Genomic DNA, 23,306 nt, shown 5'->3' on the forward strand with positions numbered 1-23,306 from the left:
GGTCGACCGTCGGCGGATGCGGGTCGCCGTGGTGCGCGGCGATGTACGCATCGAGCTCGGGGCCGCTGGTCCAGGAGGTGATGAGCGCGTACCTTGACGGCCCCGGCCGTGAGGCCCTGGACGATCCAGCGGCTGGCGAGGGCGAACATCACCATCGTCGGGAGGATCGTCAGCACGGCCGCGGCGCTCATGGAGCCCCAGTCGATGTTGAACGTGGAGATGAAGCCGTTCAGCGCCGATGGGACTGTGCGGTTCGCATCGGTGTTCATCAGCACGACCGACAGGAACAGCTCGTTCCAGCAGTTCACGAAGTTGAAGATGAACGCCGCGATGATGCCGGGGGTCATCACCGGCACGAGCACCCGGAACAGCGCGCCCAGGCGGGAGCAGCCGTCGATCATCGCCGCCTCTTCGAGCGCATCGGGGACGTTCTCGAAGAAGCCCCGCAGCATGACCGTGGAGAACGGGATGCAGATCGCGATGTAGACGAGGATGAGGCCGGGCTTGGTGTCGACGAGTCCCAGGTCGGTCATCATCGAGTACAGCGGTCCGAGGGCGATGAACGCCGGGATCATCTGCGTCAGCAGGAACGCGATGAGCACCGTGCCTTTGCCGCGGAACTCGAACCGCGCCAGCACGTAGGCGCTGAGCAGGGCGATGAGCGTCGCCACCGCGCCGGCCGACACCGCCACGATGGCCGAGTTCGCCAGGAACGTCCCGAAGGAGCTCTTCTCGAACAGGCTCGTGAAGTTGTCCAGCGAGGGCTCGCTCGGCCAGTACTCGATCGGGAAGCGGTTGATGGTCCCCGGCGACTTGAACGCAGTGAGCGTGATCCAGTACAGCGGGAACAGCGTGATGAGCAGCCACAGGCCCAGGCCGACGAGACGCACCACGCCGCCCACCGTGACGCGGGGCTTGGGGCGCGGGGCGGCCTTCGGGTCGGGCACCGTGATGCGACGGGTCTCGGTGACCGAGGAGCCGGTCCGGACGGATGAGGTGATGGTCATCGCTGCACTCTCCGCATCGCCATCAGGTAGAACGCGCAGAACACCATGAGGAACGCCACGACGATGAGCCCGATGGCGCTCGCGATGCCGTAGTTGCCCTGCTGCGTGTAGTTGATCATCCACGTCGTGATGATGTGGGTCTGGTTGGCCGGGCCGCCGTTCGTCATCGCGTAGATGATGTCGGGGAAGTTGAAGATCCAGATCACGCGCAGCAGGATCGTGAGCAGCAGCGTCATCGAGATGTACGGGATGATGATCGAGAACAGCTGCCGCACCTTGCCGGCGCCGTCGAGGCTCGCCGCCTCCAGCATCTCGTCCGGCACCGACTGGAGAGCGGCGAGGATCATGATCGCGAAGAAGGTCACGCCGTACCAGATGTTCGCGACGATCACGGCGAACATCGCGAGCTTCGGGTCCGCCAGCCACGGCAGCGGGGCGTCGATCAGACCGGCCTTCATGAGCAGGTCGTTGACGACGCCGAACTCGGCGTTGAACATCCAGCGGAACAGCATGCCGATGAGGAAGCCGGACACCGCCCACGGGAAGAACACCAGCGCCTGGTAGAGGCCGCGGAAGCGGAACCGCTTGCGCAGGGCGAGCGCGATGAGGAACCCGATCACGAGCTGCGGCACGAGCGAGCCGACCACCCAGAGCACGGAGTTCCACGCCACGGTCGGGAACGCCGGGTCGCGGAAGACGGCGAGGAAGTTGTCGAAACCCACGAACGGCGTCGACGTCAGGTCCCACAGGTTCCAGTCGTGGAAGGCCATGCGGGCGCCCTGCAGCATCGGCCAGTAGGTGAACCAGCAGACGAAGACGATCGCGGGCGCGAGGAAGGCCAGCAGCGTGAGGGCGGTGCGGCCCCGGAAGGGGCGACGACGCGATGCCGGGGAGGCCCCGCCGGCGGTGCCGACGGAGCCCCCTTCACGGATGGTGCGGGCCACGGATCAACCCTTCTCCGCGGCGTACTTCTCGGTCCAGAACGCGTCCCACGAGGCGAGGAGGTCCTTGGTGGACATGTTGCCCAGCAGCACGCTCTGCACGTCCTGGTCGGACTTCTGGATCCACTCGGTCCACCAGCTCACGCCGCGCGGCTGCCGCACGTTGACGTAGGTCTCCGGGTCCTCGGTCATGGTGACGTAGCTGGTCCAGGGGCCGGTGGAGTAGAACTCGTCGTCCGCGGCGGCCGCGATGATCGGGACGAGGCTGTTCGCCTGCGCGAACTCGGTGGCGGGCTCGGCGGACGACAGGAACTCGACGAGCTTCACCGCCGCCTCCTTGTGCTCGCTGTTCTCCGCGACACCCCAGCCGGCGACGGCGAGGGGCTGTGCGGCCTTGCCGGACGGGCCGACGAGCAGCGGCGCGGTGTCCCACTGGTCCTCTGTCAGCGAGGAGTCCTGCACCGTCGCGATGACCTCCGGGTCCTGCAGGAGGAAGGCCGTGGTGCCGTTCGTGAATCCGGCGACCATCTCGGGGTAGCCCCACGAGACGGCCGAGGGCGGCGAGGCCTCCTTGAACAGATCGAAGTAGTCGTCGACCGCCTCCTGCGCCTCGGGGGCGGCGAAGATCGTCGAGCCGTCCTCCATGAGGAACGCGTCCTCCGTGTCGAGGCCATCGATCGTGTAGGCCTCGATCGCGGCGACGACGTTGCTGTTCGCGTTCTGACCGCCGCGGAACGCGTACCCGTAGATGTTGTTCGACGGGTCCTGGATCGCCGACGCCTGCTCCAGCAGATCCTTCCAGCTGTGCGGCGGGCCGTCGAAGCCGGCCTGCTCGACGAGGTCGGTGCGGTAGAACAGCGACAGGCCGTAGAAGCCGTAGGGGACGAAGTAGCTCTTGCCGTCCTCCGCGACCGAGGCCGACTGCGCGTTCTCGGTCAGGGCGTCCCAGCCGTCCCACTTCTTCAGATCGGGACCGAGGTCGTAGAGCCAGCCGTTGTTCGCGAACGGCCCGACGGTGATGTCGCGCACCTCGAGCACATCGACGCCCTTGCCGGACTGCAGCATCTGCTGGATCTTCTGGTCGGCCTGCTCGGTGGGCGGGGAGACCAGGGTGACGGTGATGTCGGGGTTGTCCTTCTCGAACTCGTCGAGCAGTCCGCGGAGCAGCTCGGTACGCGCCGGGTTCGTCAGGCTCTCGACCATCTGGAGGGTGACGCTGCCGTCGCCGCCGGATGAGCCGGAGCCTCCGGAGCAGCCGGTGAGTGCGAGGACGGCGACGGTGCCGACTCCGGCTGCGGTCGTCAAGATCTTGTTCTTCACGATGTGCCTCTCGGTGGGGGTGGGTGGTGTTCGGGTGGGTCGTGCGGGAGGTGGTGCGGGTCAGGGGAGGATGAGGGCGTCGGCGGGGCGGATGCCGGCGCGGCGCAGGATCGCGGGGACGCAGCGCTCGACGAACGCCTCGATGTCGGAGGCCTCCGTGTACAGGTGCGCGGACAGGCGGAAGTAGCCGACGCCCCGGAAGCTCGTGAACGCGGTCTCCACGCCGACCTCGTCGAGGAGGTCCATGCGCAGCGCGTCGGCCTCCTCGCGGGTGGCGCCGAGGCCGAGCGGCAGCCGGATGAGTCGCATGGACGGCACCGGGGAGGGGAGGGGGGTCAGCGGGTCCTCGTCGCTGAAGGGGCGCAGGGCCTCCGCGATGAGCTCGGCACCGGCGTCTGCCCGAGTGGCCATGGCGTCGCGGGCGGCCGCCCATCCGAACTCCGCCTCGATGAACTCGATCGCGGTGGGGGTGGCGAGGTAGGTCGTCGCGTCGATCGTGCCCTGCGTGTCGAAGCGCTCGGGATACGGCTCGCGCGCGGCCCAGGAGTCGATCAGCGGCCAGAGCTCGTCGCGGTCCGGGGCGGTGGTGACGAGGAGGGCGGAGCCGCGCGGGGCGCAGGGCCACTTGTGCAGATTCCCGAACCACCAGTCGCCGCCGGCGACGGCCGCCGCGTCCGGGATGAGGCCGGGGGCGTGGGCGCCGTCGACGAGGGTGCGCACGCCGCGCTCGGCCGCGAGGTCGGCGATGCGGCGGGTGGGCAGCAGGCGGGCCGTGGGCGAGGTGATCTGGTCCACCACGAGCAGCCGCGCGCGCGGGGTGAGGGCGTCGGCGAAGAGCTGCACGATCTCGTCGTCATCCGCGAGCAGGGGCAGGGCGACCGTGCGGACGGCGGCGCCGAACCGGCGGGCGAGACGCTCGGCGCCCATGGTGATGGCCCCGTAGCCCTGGTCGGTCACGAGGATCTCGTCGCCGCTGTCGAGCTGGAGGGCGTTGTAGACGACCGTGGCCGCGGCGGAGGCGTTGGGCACGAACACGCTGTCCTCCGCGCGGGCGCCGACGAACGGAGCCGTCCGCTGCCTCGCCTCCTGCACCCGCTCCGCGATCCGCGGGAACCACTCCACGGGGCTCAGATCGGCACGGCGGCGCAGGGCGTCCTGATGGGCGACCACGACCGACGGCACCGCCCCGAAGGATCCGTGGTTGAGGTGGATCACCGTCGGGTCGAGGGGCCAGGCATCGCGCGCTCGCAGGCCGGAGTTCAGCGTGAGCGAAGCGGGGAACTGCGGAGCGGGCATCGGACCTCATCGGTGAGTGGGGGCGAGTTGTTGCACAACTTTGCCACACGCCTTCGGTTTTGGCTACGAAACCGCGAAGATGAAACATAGTTGTCATACGAGTTTGCGACGCCCGGGGCGTCCGACAGACTTCACGAGGGGTGGGGGAGTGGCAGAGAGGATGACGATGAGCGCACTCGACACGGCGCTGCACGGCCTGCGGGCTCTCATCGCCGACGGCGCCCTGCGCCCCGGTGACCGGCTGCCGAGCGAGGGGGAGCTGTGCGAACGGCTCGGTGTCTCGCGCGGGTCGCTCCGCGAAGCCATCCGGACCCTCGCCGCACTGGGCGTGCTGGAGACGCGGCACGGTTCCGGCAGCTACGTCAGCGAGCTCCGCGCCGCCGACCTCATCGGCAGTCTCTCCCTCACGGTCGGACTGCTGCCGATGGCCGGGGTGCTGGAGCTGACGGAGCTCCGACGAGTGCTCGAGCCGCACGCGGCGGCGCTCGCCGCGGCCCGGATCGACGACGACACGGTGGCTGCGCTCGACGCGGTGCTCACGGAGATCGAGTCGACGACGGACTTCGAGGCGCAGTCCCGCCTCGACCACGAGTTCCACATGGCGATCTCGTCGGTCGCGGGCAACGAGGCCCTGACGAGCCTGATCGACGTGCTGCGCTCCCGCTCCCGTGCCTACCGGATCTCCGACCCGGAGGATGCCGCGGAGCTCAAGATCCACTCCGACGCCGGCCACCGCGCGATCCTGCGCGGCCTCGCCGCCGCGGATCCGGTGGCCGCCTCGGCCGCCGCGTCCGCCCACGTCGCCTACACCGAGTACTGGGTGCGGCGGTACTCCGGCCTCTGACTCCTGGTTTCCCGGCCGAGCCACCCTCTTTCGTGCGCCCCGGCCCTATTCGGACGTCCGGAAGGGGGTGGGCGGCACCGAAGGGGGTGGGTCGGCGAACGGGGTCAACCGAGCGTGATGTCGACCTGGATCTCGGACGCGAGGCGCTCGAGGTCGGCACGCAGGGCGTCGAGGTCGACCGTCGGCGGGACTTTCGCGATCACCGACGCCTCGAACAGCCTCCCGCCGGCCATCGCGGCCTCCCGGGTCTCGGTCGTGAGCTCCTCGATGCTCAGGGCATGCGCGTTCAGCACCGCCGACACCTCGCGCACGATGCCGGGGCGGTCGTTGCCGAGCACCTGCATCACGAGCAGCTGCTCCTCGTCCTCGGACGGCCCTGGCGTGCCGGTGAGCACCGAGAGCGTGAGCAGACCCTGGCCCTGGATCCCCCGGAGCGCGGTCTCGAGCTCCCCGGTGCGCTCCGTCGGCACGGACACCTCGATGACACCCGCGAACGTGCCGGCGAGCTCGGCGAGGGAGCTGTTCTCCCAGTTGCCGCCATGGGCATCGACGACATCGGCGACGGCGGCCACGAGGCCCGGACGATCGGCACCCGCGACAGTGAGGATGAGTGTGGTCATGGGGTCAGCGTAACCCGAGGATCAGTCCGCCCAGACCCCGGTCTCCAGGAACCGCTCCATCCGCGCACGGTGCGGGGCGAGGTCCCACCCCTGCCGCGCGACCCACTCGTCCGAGTAGTACGTGCCGGCGTACCGCACACCGCTGTCGCAGATCAGGGTCACGACGCTGCCGGTCTCGCCCGCGGCACGCATCCGGGCGATGAGCTGGAACGCGCCGTAGAGGTTCGTGCCGGTGGAGCCGCCCGCCCAGTGCAGGGTGCGCTCGCGGAGGAGCCGGATCGCGGCGATGGAGCCCGCGTCCGGCACCTGGATCATCTCGTCGATCACGGACGGCACGAAGGAGGCCTCCACCCGCGGCCGCCCGATGCCCTCGATGCGGCTCGGGTGTCCGGCCGGCGGGTCGACCGTGCCCGCCCAGCCGTCGTAGAAGGCCGAGCCCTCGGGATCGACGACGGCGATCCTGGTGTCATGGCGGCGGTACTTCACGTAGCGGCCGAAGGTGGCGCTGGTACCCCCGGTGCCGGCGCCCGTGACGATCCAGCGGGGGATCGGATGCCGCTCCTGGGCGAGCTGGCCGAACACGCTGTCGGCGATGTTGTTGTTGCCGCGCCAGTCGGTCGCACGCTCCGCGTAGGTGAACTGGTCGAGGTAGTGCCCGGTGCAGTCCGCCGCCAGGCGCTGCGCCTCGGGTGACATGTCCTCCGCGCGGTCGACGAAATGGCAGGTGCCGCCGTAGAACTCGATGAGGTCGATCTTCTCCTGCACCGTCGATCGGGGCACGACCGTGATGAACTTCAGCCCCAGCATCCGGGCGAAGTAGGCCTCCGACACCGCGGTCGACCCGCTCGACGACTCCACGAGGGTCGTGTCCTCGCGGATGCGCCCGTTGACGAGTCCGTACAGGAGGAGGGAGCGCGCGAGGCGGTGCTTGAGGGAGCCGGTCGGGTGCACCGACTCGTCCTTGAGGTAGAGGTCGATGCCCCACTCCGGCGGCAGCGGGAACAGGTGCAGGTGCGTGTCGGCGCTGCGGTTGGCATCGGCTTCCAGCAGGGCGATCGCGGTGCTGGTCCAGTCGCTCATGCCCTCGAGCGTACCGGGGCAGGCACCGTCATCCCGGTATGGGAGAACAGCCCCGCACGGGGTGAGACGGCTCAGCCCACCGTGCCCGCGGGGGAGGCACCGCCCGATCCGTCCACGTGCATCAGCGAGGCCTGGGACTGCTCCTGCTGGAGCTGGAACTCGAAGCGCGAGCGGTCGCCGCGGTGGTACGCGATGAAGTACTCGATCGGCAGGCCATCCTCACTGCGGCTGATGCTGCGCAGGCGGAGGAGGGCGGAGCCGGCGCTCACACCGAGATGCTGAGCCTGCTCGTGCGTGGCGACCGTCGCCTCCGCGGAGCGGACGCCGTGCGTGGCGATGATGCCGTGGTCGGCGAGCAGCCGGTACAGCGACGCCTCGGTGAGGTCGGCGCCGAGCGTCACCGCCCCCACCGCCTCCGGCATCCACGTGGTCGAGAGCGACCAGGGCTCGCCGTCGACGTGCCGCAGCCGCTCCAGCACGATCACCGGCGATCCGACCGGCACCTCGAGGGCCAGGGCGACCTCCTCGTCCGCGACGGTCTGCTCGTGCCGGAGGACGTCGCTGTGCACGTGGCCGCCGCGCCGCTCGACGTCGTCGTACAGACCGACCAGCGTGTGCACGAGACTCTCGCTCGTGCGCGGGCGGGAGACGAACGTGCCCTTGCCCTTCACGCGCTCGACGAGTCCCTCGTGCTCGAGCTGGGCGAGCGCCTGGCGCACGACCGTGCGGGAGATGCCGTAGCGCTCGCACAGCCGGTGCTCGCCGGGGAGAGGATCCCCCGGCTGCAGACCGTCGCGGGCGATGCCGTCGATGATGAGCTGCCGGAGCTGGTCGTACATCGGCGCCGCGCTGTGGCGGTCGATCGCATCCTCGATGAGGGACATCAGTACGCCACCCCCGCGTGCAGGATCACGTTCGCGTACGGGGTGAACTCCCCCGAGCGCACGAAGGCGCGGGCGGCGTGCGTGCGCTCCTTGAACTCGACGTGCGGGACGAGCTCGATCTCGAAGCCTGCGTCGGCGAAGCGCTCGCGCAGGGCGTCGAGCACCTCCGGGCTCTTCTCGGCGACCTCGGCCGACACCGTCGCCCCCTCGACCACGAGCTCCGCGAGCACCGTGTCGAGCACGTCGAGGAACGCGGGAGCGCCGGGACGGTAGGCGAGGTCGATGCGCTCGGAGCCCGGCGGGATCGGCAGCCCGGCGTCCGTCACGACGATCAGATCGGTGTGCCCGGTCTCGCTGATGACGCGGGAGAGCGCCGGGTTGATCGTGGTCGAGGTCTTGCGCATCGTGTGCTCCTGGTTCAGTTCGCGACGGGGGCCGCGGTGCGCGCGGCGAGGAAGGCCTCGACGTCGGCGCGGTGGGGGAGGCTCGGTGAGGCCCCCTGCTTCGTGACGGTGAGGGCGCCCGCGGCGGTCGCCAGCCGCACCGCATCGGTGAGGGCGGCTCCGCTCGCGAGCGCGGCACCGAGGTAGCCGGCGTAGGCGTCGCCCGCGGCGGTGGTGTCGACGGCCTCCACGGGGAACGGCGGGACGACGGTGGCGCCCTCGGCGGTGACGACGCACGACCCCTGCCCGGCCAGGGTGATGACCGCGGCGCCCACGCCCTGCTCCAGGAACCAGTGCCCGGCGCGTTCGGCGGAGACGGCGTCGGTCACCTCGATGCCGCTGATGAGCGACGCCTCGGTCTCGTTCGGGGTGACGATGTCGATGCTCCGCCAGATCTCCGGTGCCAGCTCCGCCGCCGGCGCCGGATCGAGGATCACGGTCATCCCGTGCTCGCGACCGCGCGCGGTGATGTGAGCGGTCAGGGCGGACGGGGTCTCGAGCTGGGTGAGCAGGACGGAGGTCGTCGGGGCGAGAGCCGCGAGGGCTTCGTCGATCTGCGCCGTGCTGAGGGCGGCGTTGGCGAGCGGCACCATGACGATGTCGTTCTGCGCGGAGGCGTCGACGCGGATGTGCGCGATGCCGGTCGGGCCCGGCACGGTGCGCAGGTGCGCGAGGTTGACGCCGGCCGCGGTGAGCCCGTCCACCACGAGGTCGTGGAACAGGTCGTCGCCGACGCACCCGACGAAGCTCGTGCGGGCTCCGGAGCGCCCGGCCGCGACGGCCTGGTTCGCGCCCTTGCCGCCGAGCATCAACGTGAACTCGTCGCCGAGGATGGTCTCGCCGCGGGCGGGGAGCCGCTGGGAGAAGGTCGTGACGTCGGCCGTCACGCTGCCGACGATGACGACGCCGGAGCGGTCGCCGGGGTGTGCGGGTGTCATCTCGCTCCTGATCCTCCTCGACAGCGCGGGGCTCCCGGTCTTTGACAAGGTTCGGGAGCTGTCATTACATTAGCCGAAGCCCCACCTGTAACGACAGGTTGCCCGCGAGGAGACCCCGATGACCGCGATCGCGCCCCGCCTGTACGTCGACAGCGCCGACACCGACCGCGTCTCGCGGCTGCTCTCCGCCGGGGTGGTGCAGGGCGTCACGACGAACCCCACGATCCTCGAACGCGGCGGGCGGACGGCCGCGGAGATCCCCGACCTCTATGCCCGCTGGGTGGACGAGGGTGCACGGGAGGTCTTCTTCCAGACGTGGGGCGGCGACACGGACTCCTTCCTCCGGAACGCGGAGGGCATCCGCGCGCTCGGCGACCGGGTGGCGGTCAAGGTGCCCGCGACCGCAGCGGGTTTCGCGGCGGCCTCGGCCCTCGTCCGTGACGGGGCCACGGTCCTCGTCACGGCGGTCTACTCCGTCGCGCAGGCGCTCGCGTGCGCCTCGATCGGCGCCCAGTACATCGCGCCCTACCTCGGACGCATGCGCGACGCGGGCATGGACGGCGACGCGCTCATCGCCCGGATGCAGGAGATGTGCGCGGGCAGCGGCTCCAACGTCCTCGCCGCCTCCCTGCGCTCCGCCGACGACATCACGGGGTTGCGCGCAGCCGGGGTGCCCTACTTCACCGCTGCGCCCGACGTGCTCGACCAGTTGCTGTTCCACGAGGTGAGCGACAGCTCGGCGGCGGAGTTCGACGCCGCGATGCAGCGCCTCGGGGCCTGACGGCTCAAGCCGACGCGGCCTGCCGCAGCCACCGCTCGACACCCGCGATGTGGGCCGTGGCGAGGGAGGTCGCCAGCGCCGAGTCGCGCTGGGCGATGGCATCGGCGATGGCGCGGTGCTCCGACAGGGTGCGCTCCACGGCGCCGCCCTCCGTGAGACCCCGCCACACGCGCGCCCGGACCGTCTGGCTGCTCAGGTGCTCGATGAGGCTCGCGAGGTAGGCGTTGCCCGCCATGCCCACGATCTCGCGGTGGAAGCGGATGTCGTGGTCGACGAGCTCCTCGATCCCGACGGACGCGTCGACGGCCTCCACCTCCTCCTGCAGGGCCGCGATCGCCTCGTCCGTGCCGAGGGTCGCCGCGAGACCGGTGGCCTGCGATTCGAGCATCCGGCGGACGGCGAACATCTCCAGCGTCGAGTCGTCGTCGTGCATGTCCACGACGAACGCGATCGCCTCCAGCAGCAGGTGCGGCTCCAGGCTCGTGACGTAGGTGCCGTCGCCGCGCCGCACGTCGAGCACGCGGATGACCTCCAGCGCCTTGACCGCCTCGCGCATGGAGTTGCGGGAGAGGCCGAGGCGCTCGGACAGCTCCTTCTCCGGGGGCAGGCGATCGCCGGGGGCCAGTTCGCCCGACACGATCATCGCCTTGATCTTCTCGATCGCCTCGTCCGTGACTGCCATGGCGCTCATCCTCGCACAACATCCGATGTCTGCGGCAGGATGGGGACATGCGCATCCTCGACTCGCACCTGCACCTGTGGGACCCGGAAGCCCTCGGGTACACGTGGCTCGAAGGGCCGCTCGCGGGGCGCTTCGGCGCCGACGAGCTCGAGCGTGCGCGGGTCGAGCGGGCGACGGACGAGCGGGCCGTGTTCGTGCAGGCCGAGACCACCGAGGACGACTTCCTCGCGGAGGTGCGGTGGGTGGCCGGGCAGGCGGAGCGCCTCGGGGTGGTCGGCATCGTCGCCGGCGCTCGGCTCGACCGCGGGACCGACACCACGGTGCACCTGGAGAGTCTCACCGCGGAGCCCCTGGTGGTCGGGGTGCGTCACCTCCTGCAGGGGGAGCCGGACGGTGTGATGCTCTCGTCGGCCTTCATCACCGGAGCCCGGGAGGTCGCGGCGCACGGGTGGACCTTCGACGCGTGCGTGCGTGCCGCGCAGCTCCCGGACCTCGCACGACTGTCGGGCGCGATCCCCGAGCTGCGGATCGTGCTCGACCACCTGGGCAAGCCGAAGGTCGGGACGGCTTCTGCTCCGCGCACGCCCTCGGTGGAGTGGGAGCGGGACCTCGCCGAGCTCGCGCGACACCCCGGGGTGTTCTGCAAGGTGTCCGGACTGCCTGCGGAGGCCGGAGGGGACTGGAGCCTCGCGCAGCTCGAACCCTTCCTCGACACCGCGGCCGACGTCTTCGGTCCCGAGCGCCTGATGTGGGGGAGTGACTGGCCCGTGTCGGCGGTCGGCCCCGTGGAGCATGACGGCACGCACGCTCCCGCCGACGGTGCGCCGGTGTATCAGCCATCCGCCCGCAGCCGCTGGGCCGACGCCGTGGCGACGTGGGCCTCCTCCCGCGGCATCGATCACGATGCCCTCTTCCACGCCACCGCCACCTCCGTCTACTCCCTCTAACCCCCCCCGCCCCCCTTACGCGGGGGAGTGCGATATGCCACCTCCGGAGCCGCGTCCGGGCCCGTTTCTGATCCCGGCCGGATGGGTGCCGTGCCGCTCACGGTCGTCCCTCCAGAGCGCCTCGGGGCGTGCGGGATGGGAAACGGCCCGCGGCAGCGGGACCGGGGAGCGATTCTGATCCCGCTGGCGCGGCGAGGCGGCGTGCGGGATGAGAAAGGGGCGTGCGGGGCGGGGGAGCGGAATTGATCCCGGCTGGGGGCGGAACGGCGGGACGGGACGGGGACGGCCCGGGGTCTCGCGGGGAGACACCGGGCCGTCGGGGAGATCGGGTCACTCGGGGCGGAGGCGGAGCTGCGCCATCCCCCCGTCGACCTCGATGAAGGTGCCCGTGGTGGAGCCCGCGGCGGGACTCACGAGGTAGGCCACCGCGGCGGCGACCTCGTCGGGGCTTACCAGGCGTCCGTGGGGCTGTCGTGCCTCCAACGCGGCCCGCTCGGCGGCGGGGTCGGCCGCGGAGTCGAGCAGTCGTCCGACCCAGGGCGTGTCCGCCGTGCCGGGGTTGACCGCATTGACGCGGATGCCCTCGCGCAGGTGGTCGGCGGCCATCGCGCGGGTCAGAGCCGACACGGCGCCCTTCGACGCGGAGTAAAGGGCCCGCTGCGGGAGCCCGGTGGTCGAGGCGATCGAGGCCGTGTTGCACACCGCGGCGGCCGGGGACTTCCGGAGCCACGGCAGTGCCGCCGACGTCACCCGTGCGATGCCGGTGACGTTGATGGAGAGGACGCGCGCCCACTCGTCGTCGTCGTTCGCGGCGATGTCGCCCTGTGCGCCGATGCCGGCGTTGTTGACGACGATGTCGATGCGGCCGAAGCGCTCGGCGACGGCGGCGACGGCGGCGTCCACGCTCGCGCGGTCGGAGACGTCGGCGGTGAACGCGGCGAAGCGCTCGTCGGCGTGGGTGGTGTCGCGGTCGAGGACCGCGACGGTGACGCCGTCCGCGTGCAGACGGTCGGCGATCGCCGCGCCGATGCCGGACGCGCCACCGGTGACGATGGCCACGAGTCCTACCGTGCCGCCGTCGGGTCCCTGAGCCTGTCGAAGGGTCACTTCTCTGCCTCCCATGCGATGAAGTCCTGGCGCTGGCGGCCGAGGCCGTCGATCTCGATCTCGACCACGTCGCCCGCGCTGAGGTAGGGGTATTTGCCGGACAGGGCCACGCCCTGCGGGGTGCCGGTGAGGATCAGGTCACCGGGCTCGAGCGTCACGTACTGCGACAGGTGGTGCACGATCTGCTCGACCGTGAAGATCATGTCGCTCGTGTTCGAGTCCTGTCGCGGCTCGCCGTTCACGAAGCTGCGGAGGCCGAGCGCCTGGTGGTCGACCTCGTCCGGCGTGACCAGCCACGGACCCGTGGGGTTGAAGCCGAAGGCGATCTTGCCCTTCGACCACTGCCCGCCGGAGACCGCCATCTGGAAGTCGCGCTCCGACACGTCGTTCGCGGCGACGAAGCCGGCGACGTGCGCCATCGACTCGTCCGGGGAGTCGAGGTACGCGGTGCGGGTGCCGATGACGATGCCGAGCTCGACCTCCCAGTCGGTCTTCTCGCTCCCCCGCGGGATCGTCACGGCGTCGTTCGGGCCGACCACCGTGTTGGGCGTCTTGAGGAAGATGATGGGGATGGTCGGCGGCTCCGACCCCGACTCCGCGGCGTGGGCGGCGTAGTTCATCCCGATGCAGATCACCGCGCTCGGGCGGGCGATCGGGGCGCCGATGCGCATCGTCGCGGCGTCCGGCAGCTCGGAGAGCTCCCCGGCGTCGCGGGCGGCGGCGACGCGGGCGACGAAGTCTCCCGCAAGGAAGTCGCCGTTGACATCGGATGTCACCGGGCGGAGGTCGAGGTAGCGGTCACCCTCCAGGAGGACGGGGATCTCCGCCCCCGGGGTGCCGAGCCGCGCGAACTTCATGATTCTCCTGATCGTTCGGGAGGCCGCTGCTCAGCGGCCGGTCTCGTTGACAGTATAGACATCGGATGTTTACACTCCAAGAGATCCGCGCGGAAGAACGACCCGCGCATGGAGAGGAACCCCGTGAGCCGTATCGTCGCCCTCGACACCACCGACATCCGCTTCCCCACGTCGCTGAGCCTGGACGGCTCCGACGCGATGAACCCGGACCCCGACTACTCCGCCGCGTACGTCATCGTCCGCACGGACGCCGGCGACGGCATCGAGGGGCACGCCTTCGTCTTCACGATCGGCCGCGGCAACGACGTGCAGGTCGCCGCCATCGACGCGCTCGCCGGGCACCTCGTCGGGCGTGAGATCGAGCCGCTGCTCGACGACATGGGCGGCACCTTCCGCGAGATCATCGGCGACTCGCAGCTCCGCTGGCTGGGCCCGGAGAAGGGCGTCATGCACATGGCCATCGGCGCGGTCGTCAACGCGCTGTGGGACATCAAGGCCAAGCGCGCGGGCCTGCCGCTCTGGCAGCTGCTCGCCCGGATGACCCCGGAGGAGCTCGTCGACCTCATCGACTTCCGCTACCTCACCAACGCCCTCACCCGCGAGGAGGCACTGGAGATCCTGCGCGCGGCGGAGCCCGGCCGGGCCGAGCGCGAGCAGCAGCTCCTCGCCACCGGCTACCCCGGATACACGACCAGCCCCGGCTGGCTCGGCTACTCCGACGAGAAGCTCGAGCGCCTCGCCCGCGAGGCCATGGCCGACGGCTTCACGCAGATCAAGCTCAAGGTGGGCGCGGACCTCGACGACGACATCCGCCGCTTCCGCAAGGCGCGGGAGGTGTGCGGCCCGGACTTCCCCATCGCGATCGACGCGAACCAGCGCTGGGAGGTGTCCGAGGCGATCGAATGGGTGAACGCGCTCGCCGAGTTCGACCCCGCCTGGATCGAGGAGCCCACGAGCCCCGACGACATCCTCGGCCACGCCGAGATCGCCCGCGGCGTCGCGCCCATCCGTGTCGCCACCGGTGAGCACGCGCAGAACCGGATGATCTTCAAGCAGCTCCTGCAGGCCGACGCGATCTCGGTCATGCAGATCGACGCCGTCCGCGTCGCGGGGGTCAACGAGAACATCGCCAACCTGCTGCTCGCGGCGAAGTTCGACGTGCCGGTGTGCCCGCACGCCGGAGGCGTGGGGCTGTGCGAGGCCGTGCAGCACCTGTCGATGTTCGATTTCGTCGCCGTCTCCGGCACCCGCGAGGGCCGCCTGATCGAGTTCGTCGACCACCTGCACGAGCACTTCGTCGTGCCGACCGACATCCAGGGCGGCTCCTACATGGCTCCCACCGCACCGGGCACGGGCATGGAGATGAAGGCCGACAGCATCGCGGAGTACACCTGGACGGGTGCGCATGTCCACGCCTGACCGCCTGACCGTCCCGACCCTCGGCTACGGTGCCGCGAACGTCGGCAACCTCTTCCGTGAGCTGTCCGACGACGACGCGTGGGCGGTGCTGGATGCGGCGTGGGAGAGCGGCATCCGCTTCTACGACACCGCTCCGCACTACGGCCTCGGGCTCTCCGAGCGTCGTCTGGGTGCCTTCCTGCAGACCAAGCCGCGGGACGAGTACGTGCTCTCGACCAAGGTCGGCCGGCTGCTGCGCCCGAACCCCGACCACGCCGGCGGCCTCGACACCGCGAACGACTTCCACGTGCCGGACGACCTCCAGCGCGTGTGGGATTTCTCGGCGGACGGCATCCGGACGAGCCTGGACGAGTCCCGCGAGCGGCTCGGCATCGAGCGCATCGACCTTCTCTATCTGCACGACCCGGAGCGGCACGACCTCGACCTCGCGCTCGCCGAGGCTCTTCCTGCCCTGGAGCAGCTGCGCGCGGACGGCGAGGTGACCGCGATCGGCATCGGGTCGATGGTGTCGGACGCCCTCGCGGCATCCGTGCGCTCCGCCGACCTCGACCTCGTGATGGTGGCCGGTCGGTACACGCTGCTGGAGCAGCCCGCCGCGGTCGACGTGCTGCCCGCGTGCCGCGAGACCGGGACGGGGATCGTCGCGGCGTCGGTGTTCAACTCCGGACTCCTCGCGGCGAACGAGCCGCGGAGGGACGGCCGGTACGAGTACGGACAGCTCCCCGACGAGCTGTGGGACCGCCTCGTGCGCATCGCTGCGGTATGCGCCGATCACGACGTGCCCCTGCCGGCCGCGGCGATCCGGTTCCCGCTCCAGTCCGACGTGGTGCGCTCCGTGGTGGTCGGCGGCAGTCGCCCGGCGCAGCTCCGGCAGAACGCGGAGTACGCTGCCCGGGAGATCCCGTCGGCCCTGTGGGAGAACCTCGCGGCCGAGGGCCTGATCCCCGCCTCCTGACCTCCATCCACCGAGAGGAGCCGCCGTGCTCGAAGGAATCCACCCGCTGCTGACCGGGGAGCTGCTGCTGCATCTCGACCGGATGGGGCACTCCGACGCCGTGGTCGTCGCCGACGCGCACTTCCCGGCCTGGGGTCTCGGGGCGCGCGTGGTCGATCTTCCCGGCACCACCACGCCCGAGGTCGTCGCGGCCATCCGCAGCGTGCTGCCGCTCGACGACGCGCCGGGCATCGATCTGATGACCTCTGCCGACGGCGAGGTGCTGGACGTGCAGCGCGAACTCATGGCCGCCGCCGGCACGGAACTCGACACCACGCGCTTCGTCGAGCGCTTCGCGTACTACGAGGTGGCGAAGGAGGCGTACCTCATGGTGCGCACGGGAGAGACGCGCAAGTACGGCAACGCACTCCTCCGGAAGGGTGTGGTCGGCCACCCCTCGGCCTGACCCGGGGGTTCAGCGCCCGACGGTCGACTCCCGCACGATGAGCTCGGCGGGGAACGGCGTGGGTGCCGGAGGCGCGGCGGTCGGATCGGCGAGGAGCTGCAGCAGCGCGGCCCCGGCGGCGCGACCGATCTCGTAGCCGGGCTGCCGGATGCTCGTCAGCGGCACCACGCCCTGGTGTGCGGCGGCCACGTCGTCGAACCCGACGAGGGCGATCTCCTCCGGCACCCGGATGCCGTGGCGGAGCAGCTGTGTCAGCACGCCGAGGGCCACCCCGTCGTTCGCGGCGAAGACCGCGTCGGGACGCTCTTCCGCCGGGAGATCCGTCAGGTGCGCCCCGGCCCGGAGGCCGTCTTCGGTCGTGAGATGCTCGACGTCGAGGACGGAGATACGGGCGTCGGTCCCCGCCACCGCGTCGCGCAGCCCGGCGAGACGATCGTTCGACTGGCTCACCGTCGGGGCTCCGAGGAACAGGATGCGGCGACGGCCGAGGGAGAGCAGGTGCTCCCCGGCCAGGCGTCCGCCGCCGCGGTCGTCGAAGGTGACCGCGGCGACGGAAGGCGAATCCCGGATGGGGCCGACGACCACCGAGCGGATCCCGCGGGTAGCGAGCTGTTCCAGCCGTGGCACGACATCGCCGCGCGGGTAGATCACGATGCCCTGCACCCGGTGGGCCTCGAACATGTCGATGTTCTGCTCTTCGCGAGCGGCATCGCGGGCGCTGTCGCTGAAGAAGAGCGACCAGCCGCCCTCACGGGCCACGTCGTCGACGCCGCGGGACAGGTCGTTGAAGTAGGGCAGCCAGGCGTCGAGGAGGATGAGGGCGAGGGCCTTGCTCGATCCTGCGCGGAGCTGGCGGGCCGACTCGTTCGGCACGAAGCCGAGCTCGGCGATCGCCGCCCGCACCCGCTCCCGGCTGGCGGCCCCGAGGACGTGCGGGTGGTTGAGGTAGTTCGACACGGTCGATGCCGACACCCCCGCGAGAGCCGCGACATCCTTCACGCTCGCGGACATGGGCCTCCTTCGGCGATGGACCGCAGGCGCGGCCGGATGAGGCCCAGGCTAGCGGACCAGTTGTAACGTGCCAAGAAAGTTCTTGACACCCTGGCGGATGGCGACGTAGCGTGACTCGCACACCGGGCTTGTAACGTGCCAAGTCCGCGCGGCGACGGTGCCGGACACCCGCCGGAGGAGCGCTCATGAACATCGGCTGCCACGGACTCGTCTGGACGGGGACCTTCGACGCGGACGGCATCCGGCTCGCGGTCGAGAAGACGAAGCAGGCGGGCTTCGACCTCATCGAGTTCCCCTTGATGGACCCGTTCTCGTTCGACGTCGCCGCCGCCCAGGCCGCCCTCGCGGAGCACGGACTCGCGGTCAGCGCCTCGCTCGGGCTCTCCGATGAGACCGACATCACGAGCGGTGACCCTGCCGTGGTCGCCGCGGGCGAGGCGCTCCTGCTCCGCGCGGTCGACGTGCTCGCCGACCTCGGCGGTGCGCACTTCTGCGGGGTGATCTACAGCGCCATGAAGAAGTACATGGATCCGGTCACGCCCGAGGGTCTCGCATCGAGCCGTCGCACGATCGCCCGGGTGGCCGACCACGCCGCCGAGCGGGGGGTCTCGGTCTCGCTCGAGGTCGTCAACCGCTACGAGACCAACGTGCTGAACACCGCTCGGCAGGCGCTGGCGTACCTCGGTGAGGTCGACCGCCCGAACCTCGGGATCCACCTGGACACGTACCACATGAACATCGAGGAGTCGGATATGTTCGCGCCGGTGCTCGATGCGGCTCCCGCCCTGCGGTACGTGCACATCGGCGAGAGCCACCGCGGCTATCTCGGCACCGGGACGGTCGACTTCGACACGTTCTTCAAGGCGCTCGGGCGCATCGGCTACGACGGCCCCATCGTGTTCGAGTCGTTCTCCTCGGCGGTGGTGGCGCCCGACCTCAGCCGCATGCTCGGCATCTGGCGCAACCTCTGGACCGACAACGACGAGCTGGGTGCGCACGCGAACGCCTACATCCGCGACAAGCTCGTCGCGGTGGACTCGATCCGCCTCCACTGACGCTCGGGCGGCGGTTCGAGACCAAGATGTTATTACAGGTCTTCCCTCGCCGCCGATCGTTAGATACATTTAGATACAACTTGCACTGACCCGGGTGCAGGTCGCAGAATTGATCCGATGTTTACGGCGGAACGGTCCGCCGCAATCGCGACAGAACCTTCAAGGAAGCAGGTGAGCGCATGAGTGGACCCATCCTGAGGGTCGAGGGGATCAGCAAGGGATTCCCCGGTGTCCAGGCGCTGAAGGACGTGCATCTCGAGGTGCGCGCCGGCGAGGTGCTCGTGCTCGTGGGTGAGAACGGTGCCGGCAAGTCCACCCTGATGAAGATCCTCTCCGGGATCTACACCAAGGACGAGGGCACGATCACGTTCGAGGGGCAGGAGGTCGAGCTCACCAGCCCGCTGCAGGCGCAGGAGCTGGGGATCACGATCATCCACCAGGAGCTCAACCTGATGCCCGACCTCACGGTCGCGCAGAACATCTACGTCGGCCGCGAGCCCACGACGGGTCCGTTCCTGTCGGAGCGGAAGCTCAACCGGCAGACGGCCGAGCTGCTGCAGCGCCTCGACATCCACCTCGACCCGCGCCAGCGCGTGGGCGAGCTGACGGTGGCCGAGCAGCAGATGGTCGAGATCGCCAAGGCGCTGTCCTTCAACGCCAAGGTCCTCATCATGGACGAGCCGACGTCGGCCCTCACCGACAGCGAGGTCGAGACCCTCTTCGTCCTCATCGAGCAGCTCAAGGCCCGTGGTACCGGCATCGTGTACATCTCGCACCGCATGGACGAGCTGCGCCGCCTGGCGGACCGGGTGACCGTGCTCCGCGACGGCACATACATCGGATCACTCGACAAGTCCGAGATCACGATTCCGACGATCATCGAGATGATGGTCGGCCGCGTGATCGACGAGGGCACCCGCCCGCAGGCGCGGGAGCACCTCAACGACCCGATCGTGCTCGACGTGCAGGGGCTCTCCACGCGGAAGCTCCTCAAGGACGTGTCGTTCCAGCTGCACAAGGGCGAGATCCTCGGATTCGCCGGCCTCATGGGCGCCGGCCGCACCGAGACCGCCCGTGCCGTCATCGGCGCGGACCACCGTGACGGCGGCACGATCACGATCGGTGGGCGCACCGTCCGCATCGCGCAGCCCGCCGACGCGGTCAAGCACGGCGTCGGCTACCTCTCCGAGGACCGCAAGCTGCTCGGCCTCATGCTCGAGCAGGACGTCACCTTCAACACCGTGCTCGCGTCGCTCGGCTCCTACGCCAACGGAATCGGGTGGATGGGCGACAGCAAGGCCAAGAACCGCACCAAGGAGTACGTGCAGCAGCTGCGGGTGAAGACCCCCTCGGTCAACCAGGTCGTCAAGCTCCTCTCCGGAGGGAACCAGCAGAAGGTCGTCATCGCCCGGTGGTTGATGCGCGACTGCGACATCCTCATCTTCGACGAGCCGACGCGAGGCATCGACGTCGGCGCGAAGGAGGAGATCTACCGCCTCATGCAGCAGCTCGCCGACGCGGGCAAGTCCATCATCGTCATCTCGTCGGAGCTCCCCGAGATCCTCCGGGTCGCGAACCGCATCGCCGTGTTCGCGAACGGTCGCATCACCGGGACGCTCCGCAACGAGGAAGCCAGCCAGGAGAAGATCATGCAACTCGCAGCCCACGGGGAGGAAGACTGATGAGCACCCCACAGCAGTCCGGATCGTCGACGACGACGATCATCCAGACGGCCGTCAACGAGGACACCGACAAGCGCGACGTCGCCGGGTTCCTCAAGCGGCAGTTCCAGCAGTCGCTCGCGTTCGGCACCCTGATCGTCCTGGTCATCTTCTTCTCGATCGCCAGCCCGAACTTCTTCACCTTCAGCAACATCGCCACGGTGCTGCTGTCGACCGCGGTCATCGGCATCCTCGCCCTCGGCACGACGTTCGTCATCATCACGGGCGGCATCGACCTGTCGATCGGCACCGGCATGGCGCTCTGCGCCGTGATGACCGGCGTCCTCATCACCAACCTCGGCCTGCCGGTGTGGGTGGGTGTGCTCGGCGGCATCGCGACCGGTGTGCTCATGGGGCTGGTGAACGGCGTCAACATCACGTTCCTGCGGTTGCCTCCGTTCATCGCGACGCTGGCCATGATGATGATCGCGGGCGGCCTCGCCCTCGTGATCTCGAACGTCGCGCCGATCTACTTCTCGACCTCGGCTCCCGACTTCAAGAAGATCGCGCTCGGCGTGCTCATCCCCGGCATCCCGAACGCGGTGCTCATCACCGCGGCCCTCGCGATCGTCGCCTGGCTCGTGCTGTCGAAGACGCTGCTCGGCCGGTACACGTTCGCGATCGGATCGAACGAGGAGGCCACGCGCCTCTCCGGCGTCAACACCCGCCGCTGGACGATCCTCATCTACATGTTCGCCGGCGCCTTCACCGGCATCGCGGGCATCGTGATCGCCGCCCGCCTCGACTCGGCCCAGCCGCAGATCGGCACCGGCTACGAGCTGCAGGCCATCGCGGCCGTGATCATCGGCGGCACCTCGCTGCTTGGCGGCCGCGGCTCGATCCTCGGCACCGTGATCGGTGCGCTCATCATGAGCGTCCTCGTCAACGGCCTCCGGATCATGTCGATCCAGCCCGAGTGGCAGAACATCGTCGTCGGCGTCGTCGTCCTGCTGGCCGTCTTCCTCGACTCGCTGCGCAACCGCCAGCGGACCTGAGACACGGCGGCGGCGAAACCCGTGCCCGCCGCCGTCCCCGGCTCCGGCCGGACCCCGCGGAACCCTCCGCACAGGCACCACGAATGTCCACCCGCCGGTCCTGGCCGGCACCCACACAGAACAACGGAGTTTCCATGAAATTCGGCAAGAAGACCGCATTCGCGGCACTCGTGGCCGCATCCGCGCTCGTGTTCGCCGGCTGTGCCGGCGGCGGCGACGTGATCGAAGAGGGCTCGGGCGGCGACACCGGCAGTGGCGACGGCGAGATGTACATCGCCATGGTCTCGAAGGGCTTCCAGCACCAGTTCTGGCAGGCCGTCAAGAAGGGCGCGGAGGAGAAGGCCCAGGAGCTGGGCGTCAAGATCACCTTCGAGGGCCCGGCCGCCGAGACCGAGATCGCGCAGCAGCTCGAGATGCTGACCGCCGCGATCGACAAGAACCCGGACGCCATCGCCTACGCCGCCCTCGACCCCGAGGCGTGCGTCGCCCCGCTCGAGCAGGCGAAGTCGAAGGACATCCCCGTCGTCTACTTCGACGCCCCGTGCAACGGCGACGTCGGACTCAGCCTCTCCGCGACGGACAGCAAGGTCGCCGGCGCGCTGGCGGCCGAGCACATGGCCGAGCTGATCGGCGGCGAGGGTGAGGTCGCCATCGTCGGCCACTCGCAGATTAACTCGACCGGTGTCGAGCGTCGCGACGGCTTCGTCGAGAAGATCGAGGCGGACTACCCCGACATCGAGATCGTCGACATCCAGTACGGTGACGGCGACCACCTGAAGTCGGCCGACATCGCCAAGACGCTCATCGCGGCCCACCCCGACCTCAAGGGCATCTACGGCACCAACGAGGGCTCGGCCATCGGCGTCGTGAACGCCGTGAACGAGCTCGGCCTCGAGAAGGGCAAGATCACCATCGTCGGCTTCGACTCCGGTGCGGCCCAGATCAACGCCATCAAGGACGGCACCATGGCCGGCGCCATCACGCAGGACCCGATCGGCATCGGCGCCCAGGTCGTGCAGGCGGCCTACGACGCGGCCAACGGCGACGACGTCGAGGAGTTCTACGACACCGGTTCCTACTGGTACGACAAGAACAACATCGAGGACGACAAGATCGCCGCGGTCCTCTACGAGTGACTCGCACGACGGAGCCCCTCGCCTTCGGGCGGGGGGCTTCGTCGTGTCCGGGGGAACTTCGGTCCCGGGACCGTGGGTCCGTGGTCCGGCTGCACGATCCCGGGGCGACTGCACGACCGGATCCCCGGTTTCCTCGTGCACCCGTATCGGGATCGTGCAGACGAACCGGGTCCGGAGTCGGGTGGGTCTGGGGTCCAGGTCCGGGGAGGGTCTGGGGCTGGGCCGTGGATGGGACGGATGCACGACGCGGGGACCGATGTGTGGCCGGATGGGCGGTTCGGTCGTGCAGTCGTGACGGGGGTGTGCAGGTGAAACCGGAGGGCCGAGCGGAGTCGTTCGGGCCGGGGACGGTCAGCCCGAGGGGACCGTCCCCGGGGGACGGGGCACGACGCGAGGGACGGATGCACGACGGGGGGACGAGGGCACGACGGGGAGGCCGGAACGGGCGTGCGGGCGTCGCGAGGTCGTGCAGGTGAAACGGGGAGACGGAGGGGAGGAGGGGGTCAGAGGGGGCGGAGGAACGTGAGGATCGAGGTGGGCTCGACGATGAGCTCCTGCAGGGCGGCGTTGAAGGGGACGCCGGCGGGTGCGTGCAGGTGGGCCTGGAAGGCGTCCTCGTCGCGGTAGACCTCGTAGACGAAGAAGCGGTCGGGGTCGTCGACGAGGCGGTGGGCGTCGAAGACGATGTTGCCCTCCTCGGCGCGGACGACCTCGGCGAAGTCCCGCAGCAGCGCGGCGACCCGGTCGGCGGCTCCGGGCTGCGCGGTGAAGACGGCGTGGAGGACGGTGGGTTCGGGCATGACGACTCCTCGGGTTCGGGTG

General features: G+C 70.0%; 24 protein-coding genes. 10 read left to right on the forward strand and 14 right to left on the reverse strand.

Features of this window, described 5'->3' with window-relative positions; translation table 11 throughout:
* The 4 genes from AB0300_RS14200 to AB0300_RS14215 all read right to left on the reverse strand — a co-directional run.
* A partial coding sequence (locus tag AB0300_RS14200; protein ID WP_366216240.1) for a carbohydrate ABC transporter permease occupies positions 1–1,007 on the reverse strand: 1,007 nt, incomplete at its 3' end.
* Entirely contained in the window at positions 1,004–1,951 is a 948-nt protein-coding gene (locus AB0300_RS14205) for a sugar ABC transporter permease (protein ID WP_025105358.1), read from the reverse strand. The genes AB0300_RS14200 and AB0300_RS14205, both read right to left, overlap by 4 nt.
* Positions 1,952–1,954: 3 nt before the next feature.
* Complete coding sequence (locus tag AB0300_RS14210; RefSeq protein WP_025105359.1) at positions 1,955–3,268, reverse strand: sugar ABC transporter substrate-binding protein; 1,314 nt, start codon at positions 3,266–3,268, stop codon at positions 1,955–1,957.
* A 60-nt stretch (positions 3,269–3,328) separates the two neighbouring features.
* Positions 3,329–4,564: an aminotransferase class V-fold PLP-dependent enzyme gene (locus AB0300_RS14215; protein WP_366216241.1), complete on the reverse strand. Its 1,236-nt coding sequence runs from the start codon at positions 4,562–4,564 to the stop codon at positions 3,329–3,331.
* A gap of 166 nt (positions 4,565–4,730) precedes the next feature.
* Here AB0300_RS14215 and AB0300_RS14220 point away from each other — a divergent pair, with 166 nt between their 5' ends.
* A complete protein-coding gene (locus tag AB0300_RS14220; protein ID WP_025105361.1) occupies positions 4,731–5,408 on the forward strand; it encodes an FCD domain-containing protein in 678 nt (225 codons plus the stop codon).
* A gap of 104 nt (positions 5,409–5,512) precedes the next feature.
* Here AB0300_RS14220 and AB0300_RS14225 read toward each other — a convergent pair whose 3' ends face one another.
* From AB0300_RS14225 to AB0300_RS14245, 5 genes are all read right to left on the reverse strand, one after another.
* Complete coding sequence (locus tag AB0300_RS14225) at positions 5,513–6,028, reverse strand: ACT domain-containing protein (protein WP_025105362.1); 516 nt, start codon at positions 6,026–6,028, stop codon at positions 5,513–5,515.
* Positions 6,029–6,049: 21 nt separating this feature from the next.
* Positions 6,050–7,108 (reverse strand): PLP-dependent cysteine synthase family protein, encoded by a 1,059-nt coding sequence (locus tag AB0300_RS14230; RefSeq protein ID WP_366216242.1) that lies wholly within the window; start codon positions 7,106–7,108, stop codon positions 6,050–6,052.
* A 71-nt stretch (positions 7,109–7,179) separates the two neighbouring features.
* Positions 7,180–7,992: a GntR family transcriptional regulator gene (locus tag AB0300_RS14235; protein ID WP_025105364.1), complete on the reverse strand. Its 813-nt coding sequence runs from the start codon at positions 7,990–7,992 to the stop codon at positions 7,180–7,182.
* Complete coding sequence (gene rbsD, locus AB0300_RS14240; protein ID WP_025105365.1) at positions 7,992–8,396, reverse strand: D-ribose pyranase; 405 nt, start codon at positions 8,394–8,396, stop codon at positions 7,992–7,994. Before rbsD ends, AB0300_RS14235 begins: the two co-directional genes overlap by 1 nt.
* A gap of 14 nt (positions 8,397–8,410) precedes the next feature.
* Complete coding sequence (locus AB0300_RS14245) at positions 8,411–9,373, reverse strand: ribokinase (protein WP_366216243.1); 963 nt, start codon at positions 9,371–9,373, stop codon at positions 8,411–8,413.
* A 118-nt stretch (positions 9,374–9,491) separates the two neighbouring features.
* On the opposite strand from AB0300_RS14245, the gene AB0300_RS14250 reads away from it, so the two are divergent.
* Positions 9,492–10,154, forward strand: a complete 663-nt coding sequence (locus AB0300_RS14250) for a transaldolase family protein (RefSeq protein ID WP_085605542.1) — start codon at positions 9,492–9,494, stop codon at positions 10,152–10,154.
* Between the two features lie 4 nt (positions 10,155–10,158).
* Here the strand turns inward: AB0300_RS14250 and AB0300_RS14255 are convergent, their stop codons facing one another.
* Positions 10,159–10,836: a FadR/GntR family transcriptional regulator gene (locus tag AB0300_RS14255; RefSeq protein WP_249520675.1), complete on the reverse strand. Its 678-nt coding sequence runs from the start codon at positions 10,834–10,836 to the stop codon at positions 10,159–10,161.
* 47 nt (positions 10,837–10,883) lie between these two features.
* On the opposite strand from AB0300_RS14255, the gene AB0300_RS14260 reads away from it, so the two are divergent.
* The gene (locus tag AB0300_RS14260; protein WP_366216244.1) at positions 10,884–11,783 is read left to right on the forward strand and encodes an amidohydrolase family protein; all 900 of its coding nucleotides are present in this window, start codon (positions 10,884–10,886) and stop codon (positions 11,781–11,783) included.
* Between the two features lie 330 nt (positions 11,784–12,113).
* Here the strand turns inward: AB0300_RS14260 and AB0300_RS14265 are convergent, their stop codons facing one another.
* Together AB0300_RS14265 and AB0300_RS14270 are read right to left on the reverse strand one after the other, a co-directional pair.
* Entirely contained in the window at positions 12,114–12,890 is a 777-nt protein-coding gene (locus AB0300_RS14265; RefSeq protein WP_366216245.1) for an SDR family oxidoreductase, read from the reverse strand.
* The gene (locus tag AB0300_RS14270) at positions 12,887–13,747 is read right to left on the reverse strand and encodes a fumarylacetoacetate hydrolase family protein (RefSeq protein ID WP_085605536.1); all 861 of its coding nucleotides are present in this window, start codon (positions 13,745–13,747) and stop codon (positions 12,887–12,889) included. Before AB0300_RS14270 ends, AB0300_RS14265 begins: the two co-directional genes overlap by 4 nt.
* A gap of 123 nt (positions 13,748–13,870) precedes the next feature.
* On the opposite strand from AB0300_RS14270, the gene AB0300_RS14275 reads away from it, so the two are divergent.
* Genes AB0300_RS14275 through AB0300_RS14285 form a run of 3 tightly spaced genes read left to right on the forward strand, consistent with a single transcriptional unit; the run spans position 13,871 to position 16,566 of the window.
* Positions 13,871–15,166, forward strand: a complete 1,296-nt coding sequence (locus tag AB0300_RS14275) for an L-fuconate dehydratase (RefSeq protein ID WP_085605675.1) — start codon at positions 13,871–13,873, stop codon at positions 15,164–15,166.
* Positions 15,153–16,121, forward strand: a complete 969-nt coding sequence (locus AB0300_RS14280; RefSeq protein WP_126894154.1) for an aldo/keto reductase — start codon at positions 15,153–15,155, stop codon at positions 16,119–16,121. Before AB0300_RS14275 ends, AB0300_RS14280 begins: the two co-directional genes overlap by 14 nt.
* A 25-nt stretch (positions 16,122–16,146) precedes the next feature.
* Positions 16,147–16,566 carry an RbsD/FucU domain-containing protein gene (locus tag AB0300_RS14285; protein WP_025105374.1) on the forward strand — a complete coding sequence of 140 codons (420 nt, stop codon included), beginning with the start codon at positions 16,147–16,149 and terminating at the stop codon, positions 16,564–16,566.
* Between the two features lie 9 nt (positions 16,567–16,575).
* Here AB0300_RS14285 and AB0300_RS14290 read toward each other — a convergent pair whose 3' ends face one another.
* Positions 16,576–17,577, reverse strand: coding sequence for a LacI family DNA-binding transcriptional regulator (locus AB0300_RS14290; protein WP_249520644.1), 1,002 nt, complete (start codon positions 17,575–17,577; stop codon positions 16,576–16,578).
* Between the two features lie 185 nt (positions 17,578–17,762).
* On the opposite strand from AB0300_RS14290, the gene AB0300_RS14295 reads away from it, so the two are divergent.
* The 4 genes from AB0300_RS14295 to AB0300_RS14310 all read left to right on the forward strand — a co-directional run bounded on the left by AB0300_RS14295 (position 17,763) and on the right by AB0300_RS14310 (position 22,484).
* Complete coding sequence (locus AB0300_RS14295; RefSeq protein WP_126894152.1) at positions 17,763–18,632, forward strand: sugar phosphate isomerase/epimerase family protein; 870 nt, start codon at positions 17,763–17,765, stop codon at positions 18,630–18,632.
* Positions 18,633–18,811: 179 nt separating this feature from the next.
* Complete coding sequence (locus AB0300_RS14300) at positions 18,812–20,314, forward strand: sugar ABC transporter ATP-binding protein (protein ID WP_025105377.1); 1,503 nt, start codon at positions 18,812–18,814, stop codon at positions 20,312–20,314.
* On the forward strand, positions 20,314–21,348 hold the full coding sequence (locus AB0300_RS14305) for an ABC transporter permease (protein WP_025105378.1): 1,035 nt from the start codon (positions 20,314–20,316) through the stop codon (positions 21,346–21,348). Before AB0300_RS14300 ends, AB0300_RS14305 begins: the two co-directional genes overlap by 1 nt.
* Positions 21,349–21,482: 134 nt before the next feature.
* Positions 21,483–22,484: an ABC transporter substrate-binding protein gene (locus AB0300_RS14310; RefSeq protein WP_025105379.1), complete on the forward strand. Its 1,002-nt coding sequence runs from the start codon at positions 21,483–21,485 to the stop codon at positions 22,482–22,484.
* Between the two features lie 503 nt (positions 22,485–22,987).
* On the opposite strand, the gene AB0300_RS14315 is transcribed toward AB0300_RS14310, so the two are convergent.
* Positions 22,988–23,284: a putative quinol monooxygenase gene (locus AB0300_RS14315; RefSeq protein WP_025105380.1), complete on the reverse strand. Its 297-nt coding sequence runs from the start codon at positions 23,282–23,284 to the stop codon at positions 22,988–22,990.
* Positions 23,285–23,306 lie beyond the last annotated feature (22 nt).

Source organism: Microbacterium sp. NPDC078814, assembly GCF_040702645.1.
Lineage (GTDB): Bacteria > Actinomycetota > Actinomycetes > Actinomycetales > Microbacteriaceae > Microbacterium.

What these genes read in the sequence shown, in the direction of transcription:
- AB0300_RS14280 (WP_126894154.1), top strand. Translation starts at nt 15,153, where the DNA reads ATGTCCACGCCTGACCGCCTGACCGTCCCGACCCTCGGCTACGGTGCC.
- AB0300_RS14270 (WP_085605536.1), bottom strand. Translation starts at nt 13,747, where the DNA reads ATGAAGTTCGCGCGGCTCGGCACCCCGGGGGCGGAGATCCCCGTCCTC.
- AB0300_RS14310 (WP_025105379.1), top strand. Translation starts at nt 21,483, where the DNA reads ATGAAATTCGGCAAGAAGACCGCATTCGCGGCACTCGTGGCCGCATCC.
- AB0300_RS14295 (WP_126894152.1), top strand. Translation starts at nt 17,763, where the DNA reads ATGAACATCGGCTGCCACGGACTCGTCTGGACGGGGACCTTCGACGCG.
- AB0300_RS14300 (WP_025105377.1), top strand. Translation starts at nt 18,812, where the DNA reads ATGAGTGGACCCATCCTGAGGGTCGAGGGGATCAGCAAGGGATTCCCC.
- AB0300_RS14225 (WP_025105362.1), bottom strand. Translation starts at nt 6,028, where the DNA reads ATGACCACACTCATCCTCACTGTCGCGGGTGCCGATCGTCCGGGCCTC.
- AB0300_RS14250 (WP_085605542.1), top strand. Translation starts at nt 9,492, where the DNA reads ATGACCGCGATCGCGCCCCGCCTGTACGTCGACAGCGCCGACACCGAC.
- AB0300_RS14255 (WP_249520675.1), bottom strand. Translation starts at nt 10,836, where the DNA reads ATGGCAGTCACGGACGAGGCGATCGAGAAGATCAAGGCGATGATCGTG.
- AB0300_RS14215 (WP_366216241.1), bottom strand. Translation starts at nt 4,564, where the DNA reads ATGCCCGCTCCGCAGTTCCCCGCTTCGCTCACGCTGAACTCCGGCCTG.
- AB0300_RS14315 (WP_025105380.1), bottom strand. Translation starts at nt 23,284, where the DNA reads ATGCCCGAACCCACCGTCCTCCACGCCGTCTTCACCGCGCAGCCCGGA.
- rbsD (WP_025105365.1), bottom strand. Translation starts at nt 8,396, where the DNA reads ATGCGCAAGACCTCGACCACGATCAACCCGGCGCTCTCCCGCGTCATC.
- AB0300_RS14230 (WP_366216242.1), bottom strand. Translation starts at nt 7,108, where the DNA reads ATGAGCGACTGGACCAGCACCGCGATCGCCCTGCTGGAAGCCGATGCC.
- AB0300_RS14220 (WP_025105361.1), top strand. Translation starts at nt 4,731, where the DNA reads ATGAGCGCACTCGACACGGCGCTGCACGGCCTGCGGGCTCTCATCGCC.
- AB0300_RS14290 (WP_249520644.1), bottom strand. Translation starts at nt 17,577, where the DNA reads ATGTCCGCGAGCGTGAAGGATGTCGCGGCTCTCGCGGGGGTGTCGGCA.
- AB0300_RS14235 (WP_025105364.1), bottom strand. Translation starts at nt 7,992, where the DNA reads ATGTCCCTCATCGAGGATGCGATCGACCGCCACAGCGCGGCGCCGATG.
- AB0300_RS14260 (WP_366216244.1), top strand. Translation starts at nt 10,884, where the DNA reads ATGCGCATCCTCGACTCGCACCTGCACCTGTGGGACCCGGAAGCCCTC.
- AB0300_RS14305 (WP_025105378.1), top strand. Translation starts at nt 20,314, where the DNA reads ATGAGCACCCCACAGCAGTCCGGATCGTCGACGACGACGATCATCCAG.
- AB0300_RS14245 (WP_366216243.1), bottom strand. Translation starts at nt 9,373, where the DNA reads ATGACACCCGCACACCCCGGCGACCGCTCCGGCGTCGTCATCGTCGGC.